We start from the raw sequence: 16,952 nt of genomic DNA, 5'->3' as shown, positions 1-16,952 counted from the left end.
TCTGCGCCTCCCCGTCTCTGTGAAAGAAGAAAAGATTCACGCGGAGACGAGGCGCAGAGAGGAAAGAGAAGAGAGAGGGGTTGGCCCCGCGGGCCGACGGGATCAGCGATAGGCGGTGATCGTGCCCTTGCGGTCCATCGTGACGAGCATGTTGTTCGCCACGATCGGAGCGAGCTGGAGCGGACCGCTGCCCTTCAGGCGATCGCGGACCACGCCGTCGATCGCCTGGACGCCGACGATCTCGCCGCGATCGCTGACCACCCACAGGCGGCCGCCGGCCAACACCGGGCCGGACCATTCGATCGGATTCTCGCCCTTCTTCTTGTTCCGGAAACGCTCCAGCTGCGTCATCCAGCGCACCTTGCCGGTGTTGCGATCGACGCAGAGCAATTTGGATTCGTCCGTCATCACGAAGATCCAGTTGCCGGCGATCCACGGCGTCTCGGTGCCGCCGATGTTCAGCTCCCACAGGCGCTGGCCGGCGGCGAGATCCATCGCCACCATGCGGCCACCCTCGCCGATCGCATAGACGCGGTCGCTGTCGATCACGGGCGAAGCGTCGATGTCGGAGATCGAGGCGACCGAGGTGGTGATCGAGGTGCGCGCGAGCTGATCCTGCCACACGACGCGGCCATTCTCGTAACGCAGCGCCGAAAGCTCTCCGCTCGAGAAGCCGGCGACGACGGTGCCGCGGCCGAGCGCGGGCGCGGCGACGCCGAACACGCCGGCGGCCTCCAGCGTGGCGCTGTCCGTCCAGGCGGTCTTGCCGTCCTCCACCTTCAGCGCGAAGATCTGATTGTCCTGCGTGACGACATAGACGTTGCCGAGGCCCACGGTGGGCGCGCCGCGCAGCGGGCCACCGGGGCGGACCTTCCACAATTCCTTGCCGGTCGCGGCATCCATCGCCACCGCATCGCCCAGACCGTTCACGGCATAGAGCTTGCCGTCGTCATAGGTGACGCCGCCGCCGAACAAAGCCGAGCGATCCTTCTTGCTGGCGGCGAAACCCTGCTTCCAGACCTGCGCGCCGGTCTCGGTCGAGAAGGCGTGCACCACGCCCTCCGCGTCCATCACATAGAGATGGCCGGCGGCGATGACGGGCGCCGCGCCATAACGCTGGCGGGGATTGCTCTTCGGGACATGCGCGGTCCAGGCGCGCTTGGGATCCAGGCCGAGCGCGAGATGGCCCATCGACTTGGATGCGTTGCCGCCGGGCTGGGCCCAGGCCTCGTTCACCTCGGGCGCGGGGATCGTGACCTGCGTTTCGGACAGGCTGGGATCGACCTCGGCATCGTTCTGCGTGGCGAGCACGGGAATGCGCTCACCCAGCACGGCCGTCTTCGGCTTGTTGTTGCCCTTGAACATGCCGCAGCCGGCAAGGCTGGCGGCCAGCGCGATCACACCGATCGCGCGCGAGACGTTCCTCATCCTCATCCCTTCGAAATCGTGTCCGCCGGCGCGATCGTCTGGCCGAGCGTGGTCGCCAGACCGGCGGCGCGGCCGCGCAGCGAGGCGGGGGCGTTGGCGTCGTTCGCGATCGCCGCCAGCAGCTTGGCCGCATCGTCCCGCTTGCCGAGCTTCAGCTGCGCCAGCGCCGTATATTCGGCGGCACTCGGGAAAAAGGCATTGCCCGGCTCCACGAGCGGCTTCAGCTGCGCGATCACCTGTGCGGGCGGCAGCGTATCGAAGCGCACCGCGATCGAGCGCAGCAGCGCCAGATCGCGCATCGCCTGGGGCGCGCCCGTATCGGCGGCGATCGCCGCATAGCGGCTGGCGGCACCGGCGGCATCGCCCTTCATCGCGGCCGTATCGGCGAGCGAGAGCGCACCGAGCGCGCGATATCCGTCACGCGGGCTCTGCGCGACCTGCGCGAGCGCGGCGGCATCGGCTGCGGCCGGCGAATTGCCCGCCTCCAGGCTGGCGAGCGCGGGGGCCAGCTTCTCGCTGTCCAGCCCGGCCTGCTGGGCGAGGTGGCTCTTCCACCACAGCCAGCCGGCGAGCGCGAGCAGGCCGACCACGACCAGAGCTGCCAAAGCCTTTCCATAGCGCTGGAAGAAAGCCACCATCCGATCGCGACGGACCTCTTCGTCCACCTCGCGGAAAAAGGCTTCATTGTTCTGCGGTGTCAGCGCCAAGTCGTCGTCCCCGGGATCGCGCCCGATCGTGGGCGCGCGCCCTCTTAGCGCCGGGTCCGGCTGAACGGAAGCTGTGCGGGACAGAGCGGGCGCCGATATGAATCCGAGACGGAGCGGCAAAAGCGCTCCGTCCCGGAGATTCGGGGTTAACGGGAGCGGTTCACGTCGCTCCCCCTGCCTTAGCGACGGCCATGGCCGCCATGGCCGCGATCCCAATCGCCGCGACCGCGATCCCAGCCACGATCATGGCCGCGATAGCCCCGGTCCCAACCGCGTCCGCCGCGCCAGTCGCCGCGATAGCCACGATCGTAGCCATAAGCGGGGCGGCCATAGCCATAGGCCGGATAATAAGCGGGGGCGTAGCCGCGATAATAACCGGGGCCGCCATAATAGCCGCCACCACCACCGTAATAGCCGACGCGGCTGTAGCCGTGATCGGACGAGGCGATCGCGGCGCCGACGCCCAGGCCGATGATCCCGGCGGCGACGGCGACACCCGTATCGTCGCGCGCCTGCGCGGGCTGGATCGCGCCCAGCGAGGCGGTGGCCAGTGCGGCGGCGGCGAGCGTCGCCTTGATCATGGTACGCATATCTACTCTCCATTTCGCGATCCGGTTTCCGGATCCGTCATGGGGTATGCCCCTGTCGTGGTTAATCGGGGCGGAACGGGGACTGCAGCGTAGGTTCATCGGGGCGGGGGGTGTCGAGAGCTGGCTTCGGCGAGAAGAGGGAAGGGGTTCACGCAGAGGCGCGGAGACGCGGAGGAGAGAATGGGCTGTCGCCAGCCTGAAACGTAGCGATGCTTCCCAAGCTCGTCATTGCGAGCGGAGCGAAGCAATCCAGCTTCGGTAGTGCAGACTGGATCGCCACGGCGCTACGCGCCTCGCGATGACGAGAAATGGTGGAAAGCGGTCATAGGAGGACGTAGCCTTAGAAGGGTGGCTGTCCACCCCGAAGCCACGCTTTGGCGTGTTTGAGACAGTAGAGCCAGACAGCAACTGGAGAAACTGCGATCAGGAAGAAGACGACAAGTCCGATCCCGTCTCCTCTCAGGCTGCGTGCGCCGAAAAAACCGACCGTAAAGACAACCATGAACGCGATGATCAGCGTGTAGGCTGTCGCTGCTCCGATCAAAGCGCCGGCCACGACCTTCTTCATAGGACATGCCCTTCAAGTCGAAACTTGCCGGTGTGGCTATGCTCGAACCCGATCTCCAGCAAGCTGGGCGACAACGAAGGTCCGCTATTGGGCGAAAGTGGCCGTTAATTATCCGGTCATCCCGGATCAAGTCCGGGGTGACGGAGGGGGATGGTCAGGAGCGCGCGCCCCGGCTCTTCATCAGGGGCTGGATCCGCGTGCCGAAATTCTCCACGCCGTCCACGAAATCGTCGAAGGTCAGCAGCACGCCGCCCGTATTCGGCACCTCGGCCATTTCATCGAGCATGCGCGCGACGCTTTCGTAGCTGCCCACCAGCGTGCCCATGTTGATGTTCACGGCACCCTCGGGGGCGGCGAGCTGGCGGACGTTGGTGTCCGTGTTGACCGTGTCCTTCGCGCCCTGCTCGGCCAGCCAGCCGATCGCGGCGAGATCGACGCCCTCATTGTAGAGTTTCCATTTGGCCATCGCCGCCTCGTCCGTTTCGTCGGCGATGATCATGATGAGGACGAAGATCTGCACGTCGCGGCCGGTCTTCTCGAGGGCCTTGGCCAGCCGGTCATTGTTGAAGGCGAAGGCGGTCGGCGTGTTGACGCCCTTGCCGAGGCAGAAGGCGTAGTCCGCCCATTTGGCCGAGAAAGCGAGGCCGTCGTCGGACGATCCCGCGCAGATGATCTTCATGTCCGCGCTCGGCCGGGGCCAGACGCGGCAATCGTCCATCTGATAATATGTGCCCTTGAAATCGGACGAGCCGGTTTCCCACAACTCCCTCAGGATATGGGCATATTCGTCCAGCACCTGATAGCGGTTGCGGAAATGCTCGTCGCCCGGCCACAGGCCCATCTGCGTATATTCGGGCGGCTGCCAGCCGGTGATCAGGTTCAGCCCGAAGCGGCCGTGGCTGATCGAATCGATCGTGTTGCACATGCGCGCGGCAAAAGCGGGTGGGATGATGAGCGTGGGGCAGGTGGCGTAGATCTTGATCTTGTCGGTGACGGCGGCGAGGCCGGCCATCAGCGTGAAACTTTCGAGGCCATATTCCCAGAATTGCGTCTCGCCGCCGAAGCCGCGCAGCTTGATCATCGAGAGCAGGAAATCGAGGCCATGCTTCTCGGCGCGGATCGCGATCTCCTTGTTGAGATCGAAGCTGGGTTTGTATTGCGGGGCCGTCCTCGAGATCAGCCAGCCATTGTTGTTGATGGGGACGAAGACGCCGACCTGCATGGCTTCAAGGCTCCTGTGAGACGCGGGCGAGGAAGGGGAGGATCGCGGCGGCGAAGCCCTCGGGATCGGTGACGTTCACGGCATGGCCGCCCCACGGGAGCGCGGCGAGTTCGGCGTTCGGCAGGAGGGCGGCGAGGCGGCGGCCGGCGTCCGAGGGGACGAGCATGTCGTCCTCCGACACCAGCACCTGCACCGGCGCGGTGATGCGATCGGCGACGGGCGTGATGTCGAACGCGGCCAGCGCGGCGATGCGGCGCTCCACGATGGCGGCGCCGGGGAAGGCGGCGATCTGGTGGGGCAGCTCGGCTTCCAGTTCGCGCGTGTGGGCGGAGATCCAGTTGGCGGGGAACAGGAAGATGGGCTGGGCGCGCAGGAACGCCTCCGGCCCCGCGCCGTGGAGGATGGCGAGGCGGGCCGCGAAGCAGCGCAGGAAATGCGGATCGGGCTTCGCCCAGCCGTTGATCGCGACGATGCCGGTGACGCGCTCCGGCGCGCGGGCGGCGAGGGCCATGGCGATCATCGCGCCGGCGGCATGGCCGATGATGGTGGCGGAGGGGGTGCCGGTCTCGTCCATCAGCTGGAGCAGATCGTCGGTCATGCCCGCATCGGGGAGATCGGCGCGGGGAAGGGCGCGTTCGCTGCGGCCGGTGCCGCGATGGTCGTAGGCGAGGATGCGATAGTGCGGGGTGAGGGCGGGAAGGTTGGGCGCCCAGTAGGAGGTGGAGCCGCCGAGGCCGGAGGAGAGGATCAGGACGGGCGCACCCTCGGGCCCGTGCCATTCGTGGTGGAGGGAGGTGGGCACTCTTTAGTTCCTCCCCATGTCTTCCATGGGGAGGGGGACCGCTCGAAGAGCGGTGGATGGGCAGGGCGCGACGGCGGGATTTGCCCCTCCACCATGCTTCGCATGGTCCCCCTCCCCACGCTGCGCGTAGGGAGGAGTGGGATGGCCCCTCACAGGTGCGCCACGCTGGCGATCTCGACCAGGCAATCGGGTTTCACCAGATCGGCGCGGATGCAGTAGCGGGCGGGCTTGGCGCCGGGGAAATACTCGGCATAGACCGTGTTGACCGCCGCATAATCGGCGAAGTCCTTGAGGAAGATGTGATTCATCGCGATGTCCGCCATGGTGCCGCCGGCCGCCTCCACGGTGATGCGGATCGCCTCCAGCACATGGCGCGCCTGCGCCGCCGCATCGCCGACATGCAGCACCACGCCGCCCTCTCCCAGCGCGAGCATGCCCGAGACGTAGAGGATATTCCCGGCCTTCGCGGCGGCGGAGTAAGGCGCGATCGGGGTGGGGAAGGCGGCGGGGTTGATCGCTTCGAAGGGCATGGTTTCGTCCTCTTCTTGATCCGTTCGTCCTGAGCCCTTCGACTGCCTGCCAGGGCAGGCGCTCAGGGTAAACTACTTCGAAGGGCGGGCTTCAGGCGGTATCGTGTGGGGCACGTGCTTCGACTTCGCTCAGCACGAGCGGCGTTAGGGGCAGGGCTACCTCAGTCCTCCATCTGGCCGAAGCTGCCGCAGAAATCGGCGGTGGTGGAGACCCAGCCGAAGAAGCGTTCGATGTTGAACACGCTGGCCTCCTGCATCGCGGGGGGACCCAGATGGTGGGTCGCGTCCTCCAGCATCACCCCGAAATATTCGAGGTGGAAGCCGTCCCGCAAAGTCGATTCGACGCAGACGTTGGTGGCGATGCCGACGAAGACGATCGTGCGGATGCCCCGTGCGCGCAGCACGCTATCCAGCTGCGAATTGAAGAAAGCGGAATAGCGCGTCTTGTGCAGGCTGATGTCGCCGGGCTGGGGCCTGAGCCTGTCGACCAGCGCATAATCCCAGCCGCCGCGTGCGAGCAGCTGGCCCTTCAGCTCGGGCCGTGCGCGCATCGTCTTCAGCGCGTTGGACTTGTGATAATTGGGCGAGCGGCCGGCCGTGCCAGCCTCGACATAATCGGCATCCCAGCCATTCTGGAGATAGACGATCTGGACGCCGGCCGCGCGGCCCACCTCCAGCACGGTGGCGATCCGGTCGATCGTGGCGGCGGCGCCGGAGATATCGAAGCCGGCGAGATCGACATAGCCGCCGGGGGACGCATAGGCATTCTGCATGTCGATCACGACGATCGCCGTCTCACAGGCGGCGACGCGGATCGGCTCGGGCCGGGCGGGCAGGGTGACCATGCGCTTGCCGGGCGCGGCGGCGACTTCGACGATCTGGCTTTCGGGCAAGAGAGACTCCCGGCGGACGACGATGGCGGCAGACTGGCGCAGGCCGGGCGGCAGGGCAAGCATGTGCGGGGTGAGCGGCCTTTCGTGTGGGGCGGCCGCCTGCTAGCGGGCCTCGCATGGCGAACCCGCTCTCCGAAATCCTCGACGAATATGAATTCCTCGATGCCGACGATCGCTACCGGCTGCTGATCGATCTCGGCAAGGCGCTGGAGCCGATGCCGGAGGCGCTGAAGACCGACGCCACCCTGGTGCGCGGCTGTTCTGCCTCGGTGTGGGTCTATCCCACGCGGCTGCCGGACGGGCGGCTGCATTTCCTGGCCGATTCGAATGCGGCGATCACCAAGGGCATCATCGCGCTGGTGCTGCAGGCGGTGCAGGACCGATCGACGGCGGAAATCGGCGCGATCGATATCGAGGGCGCGCTGGAGCCGTTCGACCTGAAGGCGCAATTGTCCTCGAACCGGACGCAGGGGATCCCGAACATGATCGCGCTGATCCGCGAGACGGCGGCGCGGCAGGTTTAGGGGCTCCCCGCCTCCACCCTCCCGTTCGTGCTGAGCGAAGTCGAAGCACGGGCTTCAGGCGGTGTCGCTTGCGGCCCGTCCTTCGACTTCGCTCAGGACGAACGGGTTATAGTAAGTTCCTTACCGCACAGCCGGCACTTGCCGGACGCTTCTCGACTTCGCTCGAAGCTGCGGGGTTCTCGACAGGCTCGAACCAAACGGGGTGAGGGGGGCTAGCGGAGGGCTTTGGCCGCCAATCCCGCGCAATCGGCGTCCGTCGCCAGCGGTTGGGGCTTGCCGGAGAGGGCGCGGCCGATGGCCCTGAACAGGCCCTTCGTGGAGGTGGCCTCGGGCGCCGTCACCTGCGGCGCGAACAATTCCCCCGTCACGCGGATCGGGCCCAGAATGCGGAGCGCGCTTTTCTGTTTGGGGAGGCCGGTGAGCGCGAGATCGACGCGCTCGTGCGTGAGGTCGATCAGGCCGGTCGCCTCGGCGCGGGTGAGGCTGGTGTCGAGCAGCAGGGTTTCGGGGCGGGCCTGCCCGGCGCGGACCGCGAAGCTGCCGATCCCGCAGCGCAGCTCCGCGCGCTCCTCGTCCTTGGCGCGCAGACCGCGTCCCAGATCCTGTCCCAGCAGCAGCGCCGTCTTGCGGCCGAGCGCGCCGTTCCGCCCGACGATGGCGAGGCGGCCATGGGCGGTGCCGAGCGCGGCGCGGATCGTCTCGCCCGTGCCGTCCAGCAGGAAACGGCCGGCGAGCGCGCCGGTGAAGGCGTGGGGGTCGCTCGCCAGCGCCTCGATCCGGCCACCGGTGAGGCGCAGATCGACATGGAGGCGCGTGGCGGCATCCGTCTGCGCGATGCGGAGCGTGCCGCCGAGCGAGCCCGCGTCGAGCGTGGTGACGAACGGCGAAACCGTCAGCACGCCATGATCCAGCGCCATATGGCCGCGCATGCCACGGAAGATGGTGGGCTGGCGGAACAGGAGGCGGCGGATGTCGACATCCAGCGCGCCGTCCGTCTTCAGCAGATGATCGAGCGCGATGCGCGTGGCGGGCAGGCGGCGGCCGGGGGCTGCGGCGCGCTGGGCGGCCGCCTTCGCGCGGCCCTCGGCATTGGCGAGATCGTCGAAATCGAGCGCGGCGACGACGAGCTTGCCGTCGAGCCGGGTGCGCCCGTCCTGCTTGCGGACATCGAGGGAGCCCGTCGCGTGCGAGCGGCCGAGCGTGAGAGCGAAGCGGGGCAGGAACCAGTCGGGCGCGTCATGGCGCACATCGGCCACGATCCGCGCGGGCGCGGTGCCGGGCAGCCCCGCCTCCACGATCAGATCGAGATGCTTCAGATCGTCTCCCCAGGCGGTGACGTGGCCGGCGAAGTGGCCGATGTCGAGCGGGCCTTTCGCGCGGGCATCGAGCGTGGCGTTGGCGATGGGCGAGCGATACTCCAGCCGGAAAGGCCAGTCGCCCGGGCCGAGCAGCCCCGCGCCGGCAAGCGAGAGCGTGGTGGGGCGGCCGATCAGCGTGCCCGTGCCCGCCAGCCGGAAGCGGCTGTCATCGGCGTTGACGGTGGCGCGGAAGAAGTGGGCGCGCTTGTAATCGTCGAATTGCACGGCACCGTCGCGCAGAGCGAAGTGGCGCAGGCTGGTGCCGCCACCGCTTTTGCCGCCGCCGCCGGGAAGGCCCTTCCAGTTGGCGTGTTGCGCGTCGCGGCGGATCAGGTGGAGGCGGAAGCCTTCCAGCGCGATCGAGGTGGGACGGAAGGCGCCGCGCAGGATCGGCCAGATCGGGAGCTGGATGCGCGCGCGCGCGACCGTCGCGAAAGTCCCGCCGCCGACCCAGTCGGGCTGGGCGACCTTGATATCGTCGATCGCGAGCGTTGCGTCGGAAAAATCGTGATCGATGCGGCGGATCGCGCCGATCTGGACGGTGCGGCCCAGGCGTGCGGTCAGCTGGCGCTCGATCGGGTCATGCAGCCACGTCCAGCCCCAGGTGAGCAAGGCGAGCGCGGTGGCGAGGAAGAGCAGGAGCGCCGCGCCGAGCCCGATCAGGGCGATGTGGAGGGCGCGATGGACGGGAGGCGACGATGGCACGCGGCGAGGACGCGTGGTGAGAGGCTTGGTTCCGGTTCGGCCGGATCATCGGATGAGCGACCGCGACGGCGCCCGGCCGCCAACCATTACCCGTTCGTCCTGAGCGCAGTCGAAGGACGTGCTGCAAGCGATACCGCTCGAAGCACGTCCTTCGACTGCGCGCAGGACGAACGGGGTTTTTTGCGGGCCACGCTGTTCAACTCATTTCTCGGGACGATCGCGCCGAAGCCGAGGCTTCGACAGAGCGGGCCGTTTCCCTCAGAAATCGATGGCGATGCCGGCGCGTTCCCAATCGCCGTAGCGGGTGGGGGCCAGGGCGCGGTCGGGATCGGGGGCGTCGTCCGAGGCGCGCGGTTCGGGGACGGGCTCGCTCTTCGACCAATGCGCGGGGGCCTTCACATGCGCGGGGCGCTGGCCCGGCATGCGCTCCGGTGCGTTGGGCGTGTCCGTCGGCGTTTCGATGGGCAAGGCGGGGTCCTTTCCGGCCTGTGGCGTTGCGGTGCGCGGACTTCCCCGCCAGAGGATGCGAGATGGTCTCTTCTCCCGATCCCGACAAGCCCGCCCCCGCGTCCTCCCTCGCGCCGGGCGTCGCCGCGCGGGCGGCCGCGCTCCGCCTGCTGGATGGCGTGCTGCGGCGCGGACTCCCGCTGGAAAGCCTGCTCGACAAGGCCACCAGGGGGCTCGATCTGCCCGAGGATCGTGCGCTGGCCCATGCGATTGCGGGCGCAGTGCTGCGCCATCTGACGGATCTCGATCTGGCGATCGACAGCGCGACGCGCCAGCGCCTGCCCGACGATGCGAAGGCGCGCTTCGTGCTGCGGATCGCGCTGGCGCAGACGATCCTGATGGGCACGCCCCCCCATGCCGCGATCGCGACGGCGCTGCCGCTGGTGGATGGGGGGCCGCGCAAGCTGGTCCATGGCGTGTTCGGATCGCTGACGCGGGGCGGGGCGATCCTGCCCCAGCCGCCGCATCTGCCGGAGGATGTCGCCGCGCGCTGGGGCGAGGCGTGGGGCGACGATGTGGTGGAGGCGGCGATGCGATCCTCCGCCGCGCTGGCGCCGCTCGATCTGTCGCTGCGCGCGGTGAGCGAGACGGCCGTGTGGGCGGAGCGGCTGGGCGCCGTCAGCCTCGCGCCCGGCCATCTGCGGCTGCCGGCGGGGACACGGATCGCGGAGCTGGAGGGGTTTGCCGACGGGGCCTTCTGGGCGCAGGATATCGCCGCCGCGATCCCGGCGCGTCTGCTGGGCGCGGGCGAGGGGCTGAGCGTGCTGGATCTGTGCGCGGCGCCTGGTGGCAAGACGATGCAGCTGGCGGCGGCGCGCTGGCGCGTGACGGCGGTGGACGCGGCCGAGACGCGCGTGAAGCGGCTGCGCGAAAATCTCCAGCGGATGAAGATGACGGTGGACGTGCGGATCGGCGATGCGCTGACCTTCGCGCCCGAGGAGCCGGTGGATGCGGTGCTGTTGGATGCGCCCTGCTCGGCCACGGGCATCTTCCGCCGCCATCCGGACGTGCTGCACCGGGTGCGCCCGCGCGCGATCCAGCAGATGGCCGAGCGGCAGCAGGCGATGCTCGTGCGCGCGGCCGGTGCGCTCAAGCCGGGCGGGCGCCTCGTCTATGCGGTCTGTTCGCTGGAGCCGGAGGAGGGCGAGCGGACGATCGAGGCATTCCTGGCGAGCCACGGCGGGTTTCGGATCGAGCCGCCCGTGGACGGCGAGCTTCCGGCGGGCATCGCCGCCGGCCCAGAAGGCTGGGTGCGCGTGCTGCCGGGCACGCTGGAGGCCGAGGGCGGCGCCGACGGCTTCTTCATCGCGCGGTTGCGGCAGGACTGAGCCTCACTCGCGACGCAGCTCGATCTTGTCGGGATTGCCGCCGCGATAGTGGATTTCGTAGCTGAGCCCGTCGAGGCTGTGGACCTCCTCCACCAGCGCGATGGCGCGGCCGTCTGCCTTGGCGTGCGCGGCGCGGCGAAGGTGGGGCGGAAGCGTGGCGAAGGGGATGCTGCGCTCGAATGCGATATCGCCCTCTGCCTCGATTTCGGCCGCCAGCCATTGGCGTCCGCCCCAATAGAGGTGCACCTCCCGCTCCACGCCCGGCGTGACGACGGTGAGCCAGGCACGATGGATGCGCGCGATCTGATTGCTCGACAGCGACAGCATCGCAAAGCCCGCGGCGACCATCGCCACCTGGCCGATCCGGCGGAACAGGGCTTCGTCGAGGTGCGGGAGGATCCAGCGTACGGCGATCGAGGCGAGGATCGCCGCCACGGCGACGAGCAGGCCCGCCGCGAGCGTGGACGGGGTCATCAGGCCGAAGGCGGAATAGAGCGCGATCTTGAGCAGATGGAGCAGCACTTCGTTGGTGGCCCGCGTCGCGACGATTTCGTGGCGATCCATGCCGATGCGCCGGTAAAGGCCGTTGAAGAGCAGGCCGACCGCGCCGGTGAAGCCCGAAAAGAGACCTGCCGCCGCACCGATCCAGACCAGCCATTTCCGGTCCAGCGGCGGCGTGCCTGAATCGCCGGCAGGGGACTTGCGGAAGAGCTGGGGAAGGTTGGCCAGCAGGAAGAAGGCGAGGATCAGCTCGACATAGGCCGGCTCGAAACGCGTCAGCAGCCAGGCCCCGAGCGCGGCCGAGGGCAAAGCGAGCGGAACGAAGCGGCGCACGACATCCCAGCGGATGGCGCGGCGGAAGACGACGATGCGGGAGAGCGAACTGGCTGCGGTCCCGATCGACAGAGCGGCCGGCACGCCGGATACGGGCAGGATCGTCCGCAGCAGGGGCACGAGGATCAGGCCGGCGCCGCCACCCGCCACCGCACTGGTGGCGAAGGCCGCCGTCGCGGCGAGGAAGACGAACGCCACCACCATAACGGCGCCACTATCGCGATGCGATGTCGCTCGCACGTTGCCAGGGCATGTCCGATCCTTGCTGCGACGAATGAGGATCGGTGCCGGAACGGCCCGGGGAATGCGGCGTTCGGGAGCAGTCGGATCCGACCGACCCTTGTTGAGAGAGAGACCAAAAATGAAAAGATTGATCGCGATCGCTCTTGCCGCGAGCGCCGCTGTCACCACGATCGCCGCCACCGCGCCGGCACAGGCGGCGCAGGGCTGTGGCGGTGGCTTTCATCGCGGGCCCGCCGGCCGCTGCATCCGGAACGGTCGCCCCGTCGTCGTGCGCGAGCGCTGGGTCGTCGGCCGCCATTATCCGGGCCGGGGCTATTATTACAACAATCGCTGGTATCGCGAGCGCTACCGTTATCACAATGGCTGGCGCTATCGCTGAGTCCTGGGGACGCGCCTGACGGCGCGTCCCTCCGCACCGCCCGCGAAGGGCGTAACGTCCGATCCGTGCTTATCCCCTTGCCGCCGCCGCCCGAGCGCTCATAAGGCGGGCGGATGTTCCGGCCCGCGCTCCCTTCGTCCCCCCCGCCCAAGGGCTGGTGGAACAGCGGGTGGTTCCTCACATTATTGGTGCTGGCGGCGGCGATCCCGCTGATCTGGCCGATCACCCCGCCGCTCACCGACGTGCCCGGCCATATGGGCCGCTACCGGGTCGAGCTGAGCGATCCCGCTTCGCCGCTCCGCCAGCTTTATTACGGCTTCCAGTGGCGCTTCCTCGCCAATCTGGGCGTGGATCTCGCGATCATCCCGATGGCCAAGCTGTTTGGGCTGGAGCTGGGCGTCAAGCTGATCGTGATCGCGATCCCGGTGCTGATGGCGACCGGGCTGCTGTGGACCGCGCGCGAGGCGCATGGCCGCGTGACGCCGCCGGCCCTGTTCGCGCTGCCGCTCGTCTACAGCTTCCCCTTCATCTGGGGCTTCCTGAATTTCAGCTTCTCGATGGCGCTGGCGCTCAATGCCTTCGCCTTGTGGCTGCGGCTGGGGCGGCAGGAGCGATACGGGCTCCGCAACGCGCTGTTCGTGCCGATCGGCATCGTGCTGACGGTGGCGCACGTCTTCGGCTGGGCGGTGCTGTGCCTGCTCGCTTATGCGGCCGAGGTGGTGCGCCAGCGCGATCGCGGCGTGAGCTTCTGGCGGTCGCTCTGGAATGGCGGCTGGGCCTGCCTCGCGCTCGCCCCGCCGATCCTGATGCTGCTCGCCTGGCGCGCGGGCGATCAGGCGGCCGAGGGCACGAGCCAGAATGCCGACTTCTTCTTCTGGCGCGCGAAATACATTTACCTGCTTTCGTCGCTGCGCAGCCACTGGATGGTGTTCGACATCGCCAGCGTCTATCTGCTGTGGGGGCTGATCGCCTTCGGGCTGGGCGGCGTCTGGGTGCGGATGAACCGGACGCTCGGCATCGCCAGCCTGATGCTGATGATTGCCTATGCGCTGCTGCCGCGCATCCTGCTCAATTCGGCCTATGCGGACATGCGGCTGGCGCCCTACGTGCTGGCGGTGGGCGTCGCGGCGCTGACGCTGAAGAACATGTCGCGCTGGCAATCGGCGGGGGTGGCGGCGGCGGCGACCGCCTTTTACGCCTTCCGCATCGCCACGCTGACGGTGAGCTTCCTGCATCACGACGCGGCCAACCAGCGCCAGCTGGAGGCGCTGGAGCATGTCCAGCCCTATAGCCGCGTGTTCGTCCAGGCTTCGCTCCAGTGCCTCAGCCAGTGGGAGACCACGCGGATGGATCATCTGGGATCGATGGCGATCGTGCGGCGCGGCGCCTTCATGAACGGCCAGTGGGCCGATCCGGGCGCGCAGCTGCTCGAGATCAAATATGTGCCGCCCGACGATTATGATCGCGATCCGAGCCAGATCTTGCGTCCGTTCCGCTGCCGGCAGGGCGATGCCAAGACCTTCCCCGAGGCGGTCAACGCGCTGCCGCGCGGCGCCTTCGATTATGTGTGGCTGATCAATCTGCCCAAGAAGAGCTGGGCGAGCTTCCCCGGCCTGATGCCGGTGTGGACGGGCGAGAAGCGCGGCATCCTCTACAAGGTGATGCCGGAGCATAAATATCTGCCGATGCCGCGCCTGCCGCTGCAGAAAAAGAAGAAGCGCGCGCCGGGTTCGGACCCGGCCAAGATCCCCGTGCCGAAGACCGAGAAGGTGTAAGCACAACCGGCTCCCCTCCCTGAAAGGGAGGGGTTGGGGGTGGGTCGAGGAAGGCGGCGCGCTTCCTTCAGGCGTGCCGCATCTTCACGCTTCTCATCTCTCCACCGGCCCTCGAGCTTCCACCCACCCCCGGCCCAGCATCAGGTCGGTCATGCTCCCAGCATGACCTGAACAGCGCGGGGCGCTGTTCACCCGATGCTCTTGCAGGGAGGGGGGATTCCCTACTTGAACACCCACCAGCGGTTGATCGCGAAGATCATCACCGGGGTGACGAACCAGACGGGTAGCTGCACCGTCCAGTGGGGCCAGTGCAGCGCGGTGGCGAACAGCCACGTCCAGAATGCATTCAGCGCGAAGCTGGGGAGAGCGGCGAGGAAGAAGCGGATCCACGCGCGATGGCCGCGATCCCCCTGCCCCGCGAAGGTGATGCGGCTGTGCAGATTGTAGCCGACCACCACCGAGACGAGGAAGGCGGCGAGATTGCACAGCTGGATCGGCGCATGCGTGAAGCTGTCGAGCCCGACATAGATGGCGGTGTAGATGCCGGTGACGACCACGCCGTTCACGCCATAGCGGATGAGCTGGCCCAGCAGCTGGCCTCTCTTCGTCGTGTCCGCCGTCATCAAATTCTGCACCCGCTTGCTCTTTCGTCGCGCCCGCCTAGAGGCCTCACCGGACGATGGAAAGCTGGATCACCACCAACCGCGACGATGACGCCTCCGATTGGAAGCGCTGGTTCCTGCTGTTCTGGCTGGTCGGCTCGATCTGGCTGATCCATTACAAATGGGGCGCGATCCACTGGTTCGCTTTGTCCGACACGGACGACAATCTGCGCTTCGCGCAGGTGCGCGCGTGGCTGGCGGGGCAGAGCTGGTATGATCTGCGCCAGCACCGGATCGATCCGCCGAACGGCATTTCGGTCCACTGGTCGCGCATCGTCGATCTGCCGATCGCGGGGCTGATCCTGCTGCTCAAGCCCATCTTGGGGGGCGAGCTGGCGTCGCGCTGGGCGTGCGCGATCGCGCCTTTGCTGGCGATGGGCGCGGGCCTTTATGGCACGATGCTGGCGGCGCGGCGGCTGGTGGCGCCGCAGGCCTATGTGCTGGCGGCCGCGATCCTCGCCTGCGCGCAGAGCACGCTCATCATGTGGATGCCGCTGCGCATCGATCATCACGGCTGGCAGCTGGCGACCTTGATCATCGCGGTGGCGGGCATCGCCGATCCGAAGCGCGCGCGCGGCGGCGTGACGACCGGCCTCGCCACCGCCGTCAGCCTCACGATCGGGCTGGAGCTGATGCCCTATCTGGCGACGGCGGGCGCGCTGATCGCGCTCTGGTGGGTGCTGGACGGGGCCGAGAGCGAGCGGTTGCGGGCGTACGGCGTCAGTCTCGCGGCGGGGGCGGCGGCAGGCTATGCGGGGTTCGCCTCCTACGACAATGCGCAGCCGCTGTGCGATGCGCTGACGCCCGTCTATCTCTCCACCTTGCTGGAGGCGGGCGCGGCGCTGGTGCTGCTGTCGGCGATCCCGGCCAAGTCGCTGCCGGTGCGGCTCGGCCTCGCGCTCGTGGCGGGCGGGGCGATCGCCGGCCTGTTCGCCTATAGCTGGCCGCAATGCCTGGGCCGGCCCGAGCATCTCTCGCCCGAAGCGGAGAAATTGTGGTTCAGCCATATCCGGGAGGCCAAGCCGCTCTACGAGCATAGCTGGCGCGTGGCGCTGCCGATCGTGGCCCTGTCCGTGGTGGGCTTCGGCGGCAGCCTGTTCGCGCGGTGGCGCGCGCGCGGCACCGCGCTCGCGATGCCGTGGACGGTGGTGGCGCTGTTCTCGCTCTTCTCGCTGCTGATGCTGTTGTGGCAGACGCGCGCGGGGCCCGCCTCGCAGCTGATCGGCGTGATCGGGGCGACGGCGCTGGGCCAGCCGCTCGTCAGCTGGACGCTCAATCACGGCAAGATGGGGGTGCGCGTGCTGGGATCGGCGGCGGCCTTCATCGCCGTTTCCGGCGTGGCGGCGGGGCTGGTGCCCAACTGGATCCCCGAGCATAAGACCGCCTTCCGCAAGTCGGTCGATACGGCCAATCGCCGCTGCCCGACGCTCCCGGCGCTGAAGCCGATCGCGCAGATGCCGCCCGCCACCTTCCTGACCTTCACCGATCTCGGCCCGCGTCTGATCGCGGTGACGCATCACAGCGCGATCGCCGGGCCCTATCATCGCGCCGCGAACGACATTCTCGACGTGCAGCACAGCTTCCGCAGCGAGAATCCGGAGGTGGCGCACGAAGTGATGAAGCGGCACGGCGCCACGATGCTGCTGCTGTGCCCCGGCATGAGCGAATCCACCGTCTATGCAGCGGAGAGCAAGAAGGGCTTCTACGTGCAGCTCAACCGCGGGACGGTGCCGGACTGGCTGCTGCGGGTGGACCTGCCGAAGAATTCGCCGTTCAAGCTGTGGCGGCTGGTGAGGTGAGGGTGGTCCTATAACCAGCCGTCACCCTGAACCTGTTTCGGGATCCATGACCCGGGAGCCCGCCACAGCCGGGCCGGATGAAGCAAAGCGCAGGCGAT

General features: G+C 68.1%; 17 protein-coding genes. 5 read left to right on the top strand and 12 right to left on the bottom strand.

The annotated features are described in order from the left end of the window. Positions 1–102: 102 nt before the first annotated feature. From HL653_RS03120 to rutB, 8 genes are all read right to left on the bottom strand, one after another. The gene (locus HL653_RS03120; RefSeq protein WP_171743222.1) at positions 103–1,428 is read right to left on the bottom strand and encodes a PQQ-like beta-propeller repeat protein; all 1,326 of its coding nucleotides are present in this window, start codon (positions 1,426–1,428) and stop codon (positions 103–105) included. Between the two features lie 2 nt (positions 1,429–1,430). Then, positions 1,431–2,135, bottom strand: a complete 705-nt coding sequence (locus HL653_RS03115; RefSeq protein ID WP_171743221.1) for a tetratricopeptide repeat protein — start codon at positions 2,133–2,135, stop codon at positions 1,431–1,433. 179 nt (positions 2,136–2,314) lie between these two features. Further along, on the bottom strand, positions 2,315–2,725 hold the full coding sequence (locus HL653_RS03110; RefSeq protein WP_171743220.1) for a hypothetical protein: 411 nt from the start codon (positions 2,723–2,725) through the stop codon (positions 2,315–2,317). A gap of 340 nt (positions 2,726–3,065) precedes the next feature. Next, on the bottom strand, positions 3,066–3,293 hold the full coding sequence (locus HL653_RS03105) for a hypothetical protein (protein WP_171743219.1): 228 nt from the start codon (positions 3,291–3,293) through the stop codon (positions 3,066–3,068). 154 nt (positions 3,294–3,447) lie between these two features. Further along, the gene (rutA, locus tag HL653_RS03100) at positions 3,448–4,515 is read right to left on the bottom strand and encodes a pyrimidine utilization protein A (protein ID WP_171743218.1); all 1,068 of its coding nucleotides are present in this window, start codon (positions 4,513–4,515) and stop codon (positions 3,448–3,450) included. Between the two features lie 4 nt (positions 4,516–4,519). Beyond that, positions 4,520–5,317, bottom strand: a complete 798-nt coding sequence (gene rutD / locus HL653_RS03095; RefSeq protein WP_171743217.1) for a pyrimidine utilization protein D — start codon at positions 5,315–5,317, stop codon at positions 4,520–4,522. A 149-nt stretch (positions 5,318–5,466) separates the two neighbouring features. After that, entirely contained in the window at positions 5,467–5,847 is a 381-nt protein-coding gene (gene rutC, locus HL653_RS03090; RefSeq protein WP_171743216.1) for a pyrimidine utilization protein C, read from the bottom strand. A 161-nt stretch (positions 5,848–6,008) separates the two neighbouring features. Continuing rightward, positions 6,009–6,692, bottom strand: coding sequence for a pyrimidine utilization protein B (gene rutB, locus HL653_RS03085; protein WP_171746745.1), 684 nt, complete (start codon positions 6,690–6,692; stop codon positions 6,009–6,011). 164 nt (positions 6,693–6,856) lie between these two features. Between rutB and HL653_RS03080 the strand changes: the two genes are divergently transcribed. Further along, entirely contained in the window at positions 6,857–7,264 is a 408-nt protein-coding gene (locus HL653_RS03080) for a SufE family protein (RefSeq protein ID WP_171743215.1), read from the top strand. Between the two features lie 212 nt (positions 7,265–7,476). Here HL653_RS03080 and HL653_RS03075 read toward each other — a convergent pair whose 3' ends face one another. Then, the gene (locus HL653_RS03075; protein ID WP_171743214.1) at positions 7,477–9,327 is read right to left on the bottom strand and encodes an AsmA family protein; all 1,851 of its coding nucleotides are present in this window, start codon (positions 9,325–9,327) and stop codon (positions 7,477–7,479) included. A gap of 258 nt (positions 9,328–9,585) precedes the next feature. Further along, positions 9,586–9,750, bottom strand: coding sequence for a DUF1674 domain-containing protein (locus HL653_RS03070; RefSeq protein ID WP_171746744.1), 165 nt, complete (start codon positions 9,748–9,750; stop codon positions 9,586–9,588). Between the two features lie 107 nt (positions 9,751–9,857). Here HL653_RS03070 and HL653_RS03065 point away from each other — a divergent pair, with 107 nt between their 5' ends. Further along, complete coding sequence (locus HL653_RS03065; protein ID WP_171743213.1) at positions 9,858–11,162, top strand: RsmB/NOP family class I SAM-dependent RNA methyltransferase; 1,305 nt, start codon at positions 9,858–9,860, stop codon at positions 11,160–11,162. 3 nt (positions 11,163–11,165) lie between these two features. On the opposite strand, the gene HL653_RS03060 is transcribed toward HL653_RS03065, so the two are convergent. Then, the gene (locus HL653_RS03060) at positions 11,166–12,200 is read right to left on the bottom strand and encodes a sulfite exporter TauE/SafE family protein (protein ID WP_171743212.1); all 1,035 of its coding nucleotides are present in this window, start codon (positions 12,198–12,200) and stop codon (positions 11,166–11,168) included. A 157-nt stretch (positions 12,201–12,357) separates the two neighbouring features. On the opposite strand from HL653_RS03060, the gene HL653_RS03055 reads away from it, so the two are divergent. Both HL653_RS03055 and HL653_RS03050 read left to right on the top strand, forming a co-directional pair. Further along, positions 12,358–12,618 (top strand): hypothetical protein, encoded by a 261-nt coding sequence (locus HL653_RS03055; RefSeq protein ID WP_171743211.1) that lies wholly within the window; start codon positions 12,358–12,360, stop codon positions 12,616–12,618. A gap of 113 nt (positions 12,619–12,731) precedes the next feature. After that, positions 12,732–14,393 carry a hypothetical protein gene (locus HL653_RS03050; RefSeq protein WP_216599941.1) on the top strand — a complete coding sequence of 554 codons (1,662 nt, stop codon included), beginning with the start codon at positions 12,732–12,734 and terminating at the stop codon, positions 14,391–14,393. A gap of 221 nt (positions 14,394–14,614) precedes the next feature. Here the strand turns inward: HL653_RS03050 and HL653_RS03045 are convergent, their stop codons facing one another. Then, positions 14,615–15,028, bottom strand: a complete 414-nt coding sequence (locus HL653_RS03045) for a GtrA family protein (protein ID WP_171743210.1) — start codon at positions 15,026–15,028, stop codon at positions 14,615–14,617. Positions 15,029–15,072: 44 nt separating this feature from the next. On the opposite strand from HL653_RS03045, the gene HL653_RS03040 reads away from it, so the two are divergent. Then, entirely contained in the window at positions 15,073–16,854 is a 1,782-nt protein-coding gene (locus HL653_RS03040) for an AcrB/AcrD/AcrF family protein (RefSeq protein WP_171743209.1), read from the top strand. Positions 16,855–16,952 lie beyond the last annotated feature (98 nt).

The sequence above is a fragment of the Sphingomonas sp. AP4-R1 genome, assembly GCF_013113735.1.
In the GTDB taxonomy this organism is placed as follows: domain Bacteria; phylum Pseudomonadota; class Alphaproteobacteria; order Sphingomonadales; family Sphingomonadaceae; genus Sphingomonas_I.
The sequence above is the reverse complement of the archived record's forward strand: the minus strand, read 5'-3'. Positions and strand labels throughout refer to the sequence as shown.

What these genes read in the sequence shown, in the direction of transcription:
- HL653_RS03120 (WP_171743222.1), bottom strand. Translation starts at nt 1,428, where the DNA reads ATGAGGAACGTCTCGCGCGCGATCGGTGTGATCGCGCTGGCCGCCAGC.
- HL653_RS03110 (WP_171743220.1), bottom strand. Translation starts at nt 2,725, where the DNA reads ATGCGTACCATGATCAAGGCGACGCTCGCCGCCGCCGCACTGGCCACC.
- HL653_RS03105 (WP_171743219.1), bottom strand. Translation starts at nt 3,293, where the DNA reads ATGAAGAAGGTCGTGGCCGGCGCTTTGATCGGAGCAGCGACAGCCTAC.
- rutA (WP_171743218.1), bottom strand. Translation starts at nt 4,515, where the DNA reads ATGCAGGTCGGCGTCTTCGTCCCCATCAACAACAATGGCTGGCTGATC.
- rutC (WP_171743216.1), bottom strand. Translation starts at nt 5,847, where the DNA reads ATGCCCTTCGAAGCGATCAACCCCGCCGCCTTCCCCACCCCGATCGCG.
- rutB (WP_171746745.1), bottom strand. Translation starts at nt 6,692, where the DNA reads ATGGTCACCCTGCCCGCCCGGCCCGAGCCGATCCGCGTCGCCGCCTGT.
- HL653_RS03080 (WP_171743215.1), top strand. Translation starts at nt 6,857, where the DNA reads ATGGCGAACCCGCTCTCCGAAATCCTCGACGAATATGAATTCCTCGAT.
- HL653_RS03070 (WP_171746744.1), bottom strand. Translation starts at nt 9,750, where the DNA reads ATGCCGGGCCAGCGCCCCGCGCATGTGAAGGCCCCCGCGCATTGGTCG.
- HL653_RS03065 (WP_171743213.1), top strand. Translation starts at nt 9,858, where the DNA reads ATGGTCTCTTCTCCCGATCCCGACAAGCCCGCCCCCGCGTCCTCCCTC.
- HL653_RS03060 (WP_171743212.1), bottom strand. Translation starts at nt 12,200, where the DNA reads ATGGTGGTGGCGTTCGTCTTCCTCGCCGCGACGGCGGCCTTCGCCACC.
- HL653_RS03055 (WP_171743211.1), top strand. Translation starts at nt 12,358, where the DNA reads ATGAAAAGATTGATCGCGATCGCTCTTGCCGCGAGCGCCGCTGTCACC.
- HL653_RS03050 (WP_216599941.1), top strand. Translation starts at nt 12,732, where the DNA reads ATGTTCCGGCCCGCGCTCCCTTCGTCCCCCCCGCCCAAGGGCTGGTGG.
- HL653_RS03040 (WP_171743209.1), top strand. Translation starts at nt 15,073, where the DNA reads ATGGAAAGCTGGATCACCACCAACCGCGACGATGACGCCTCCGATTGG.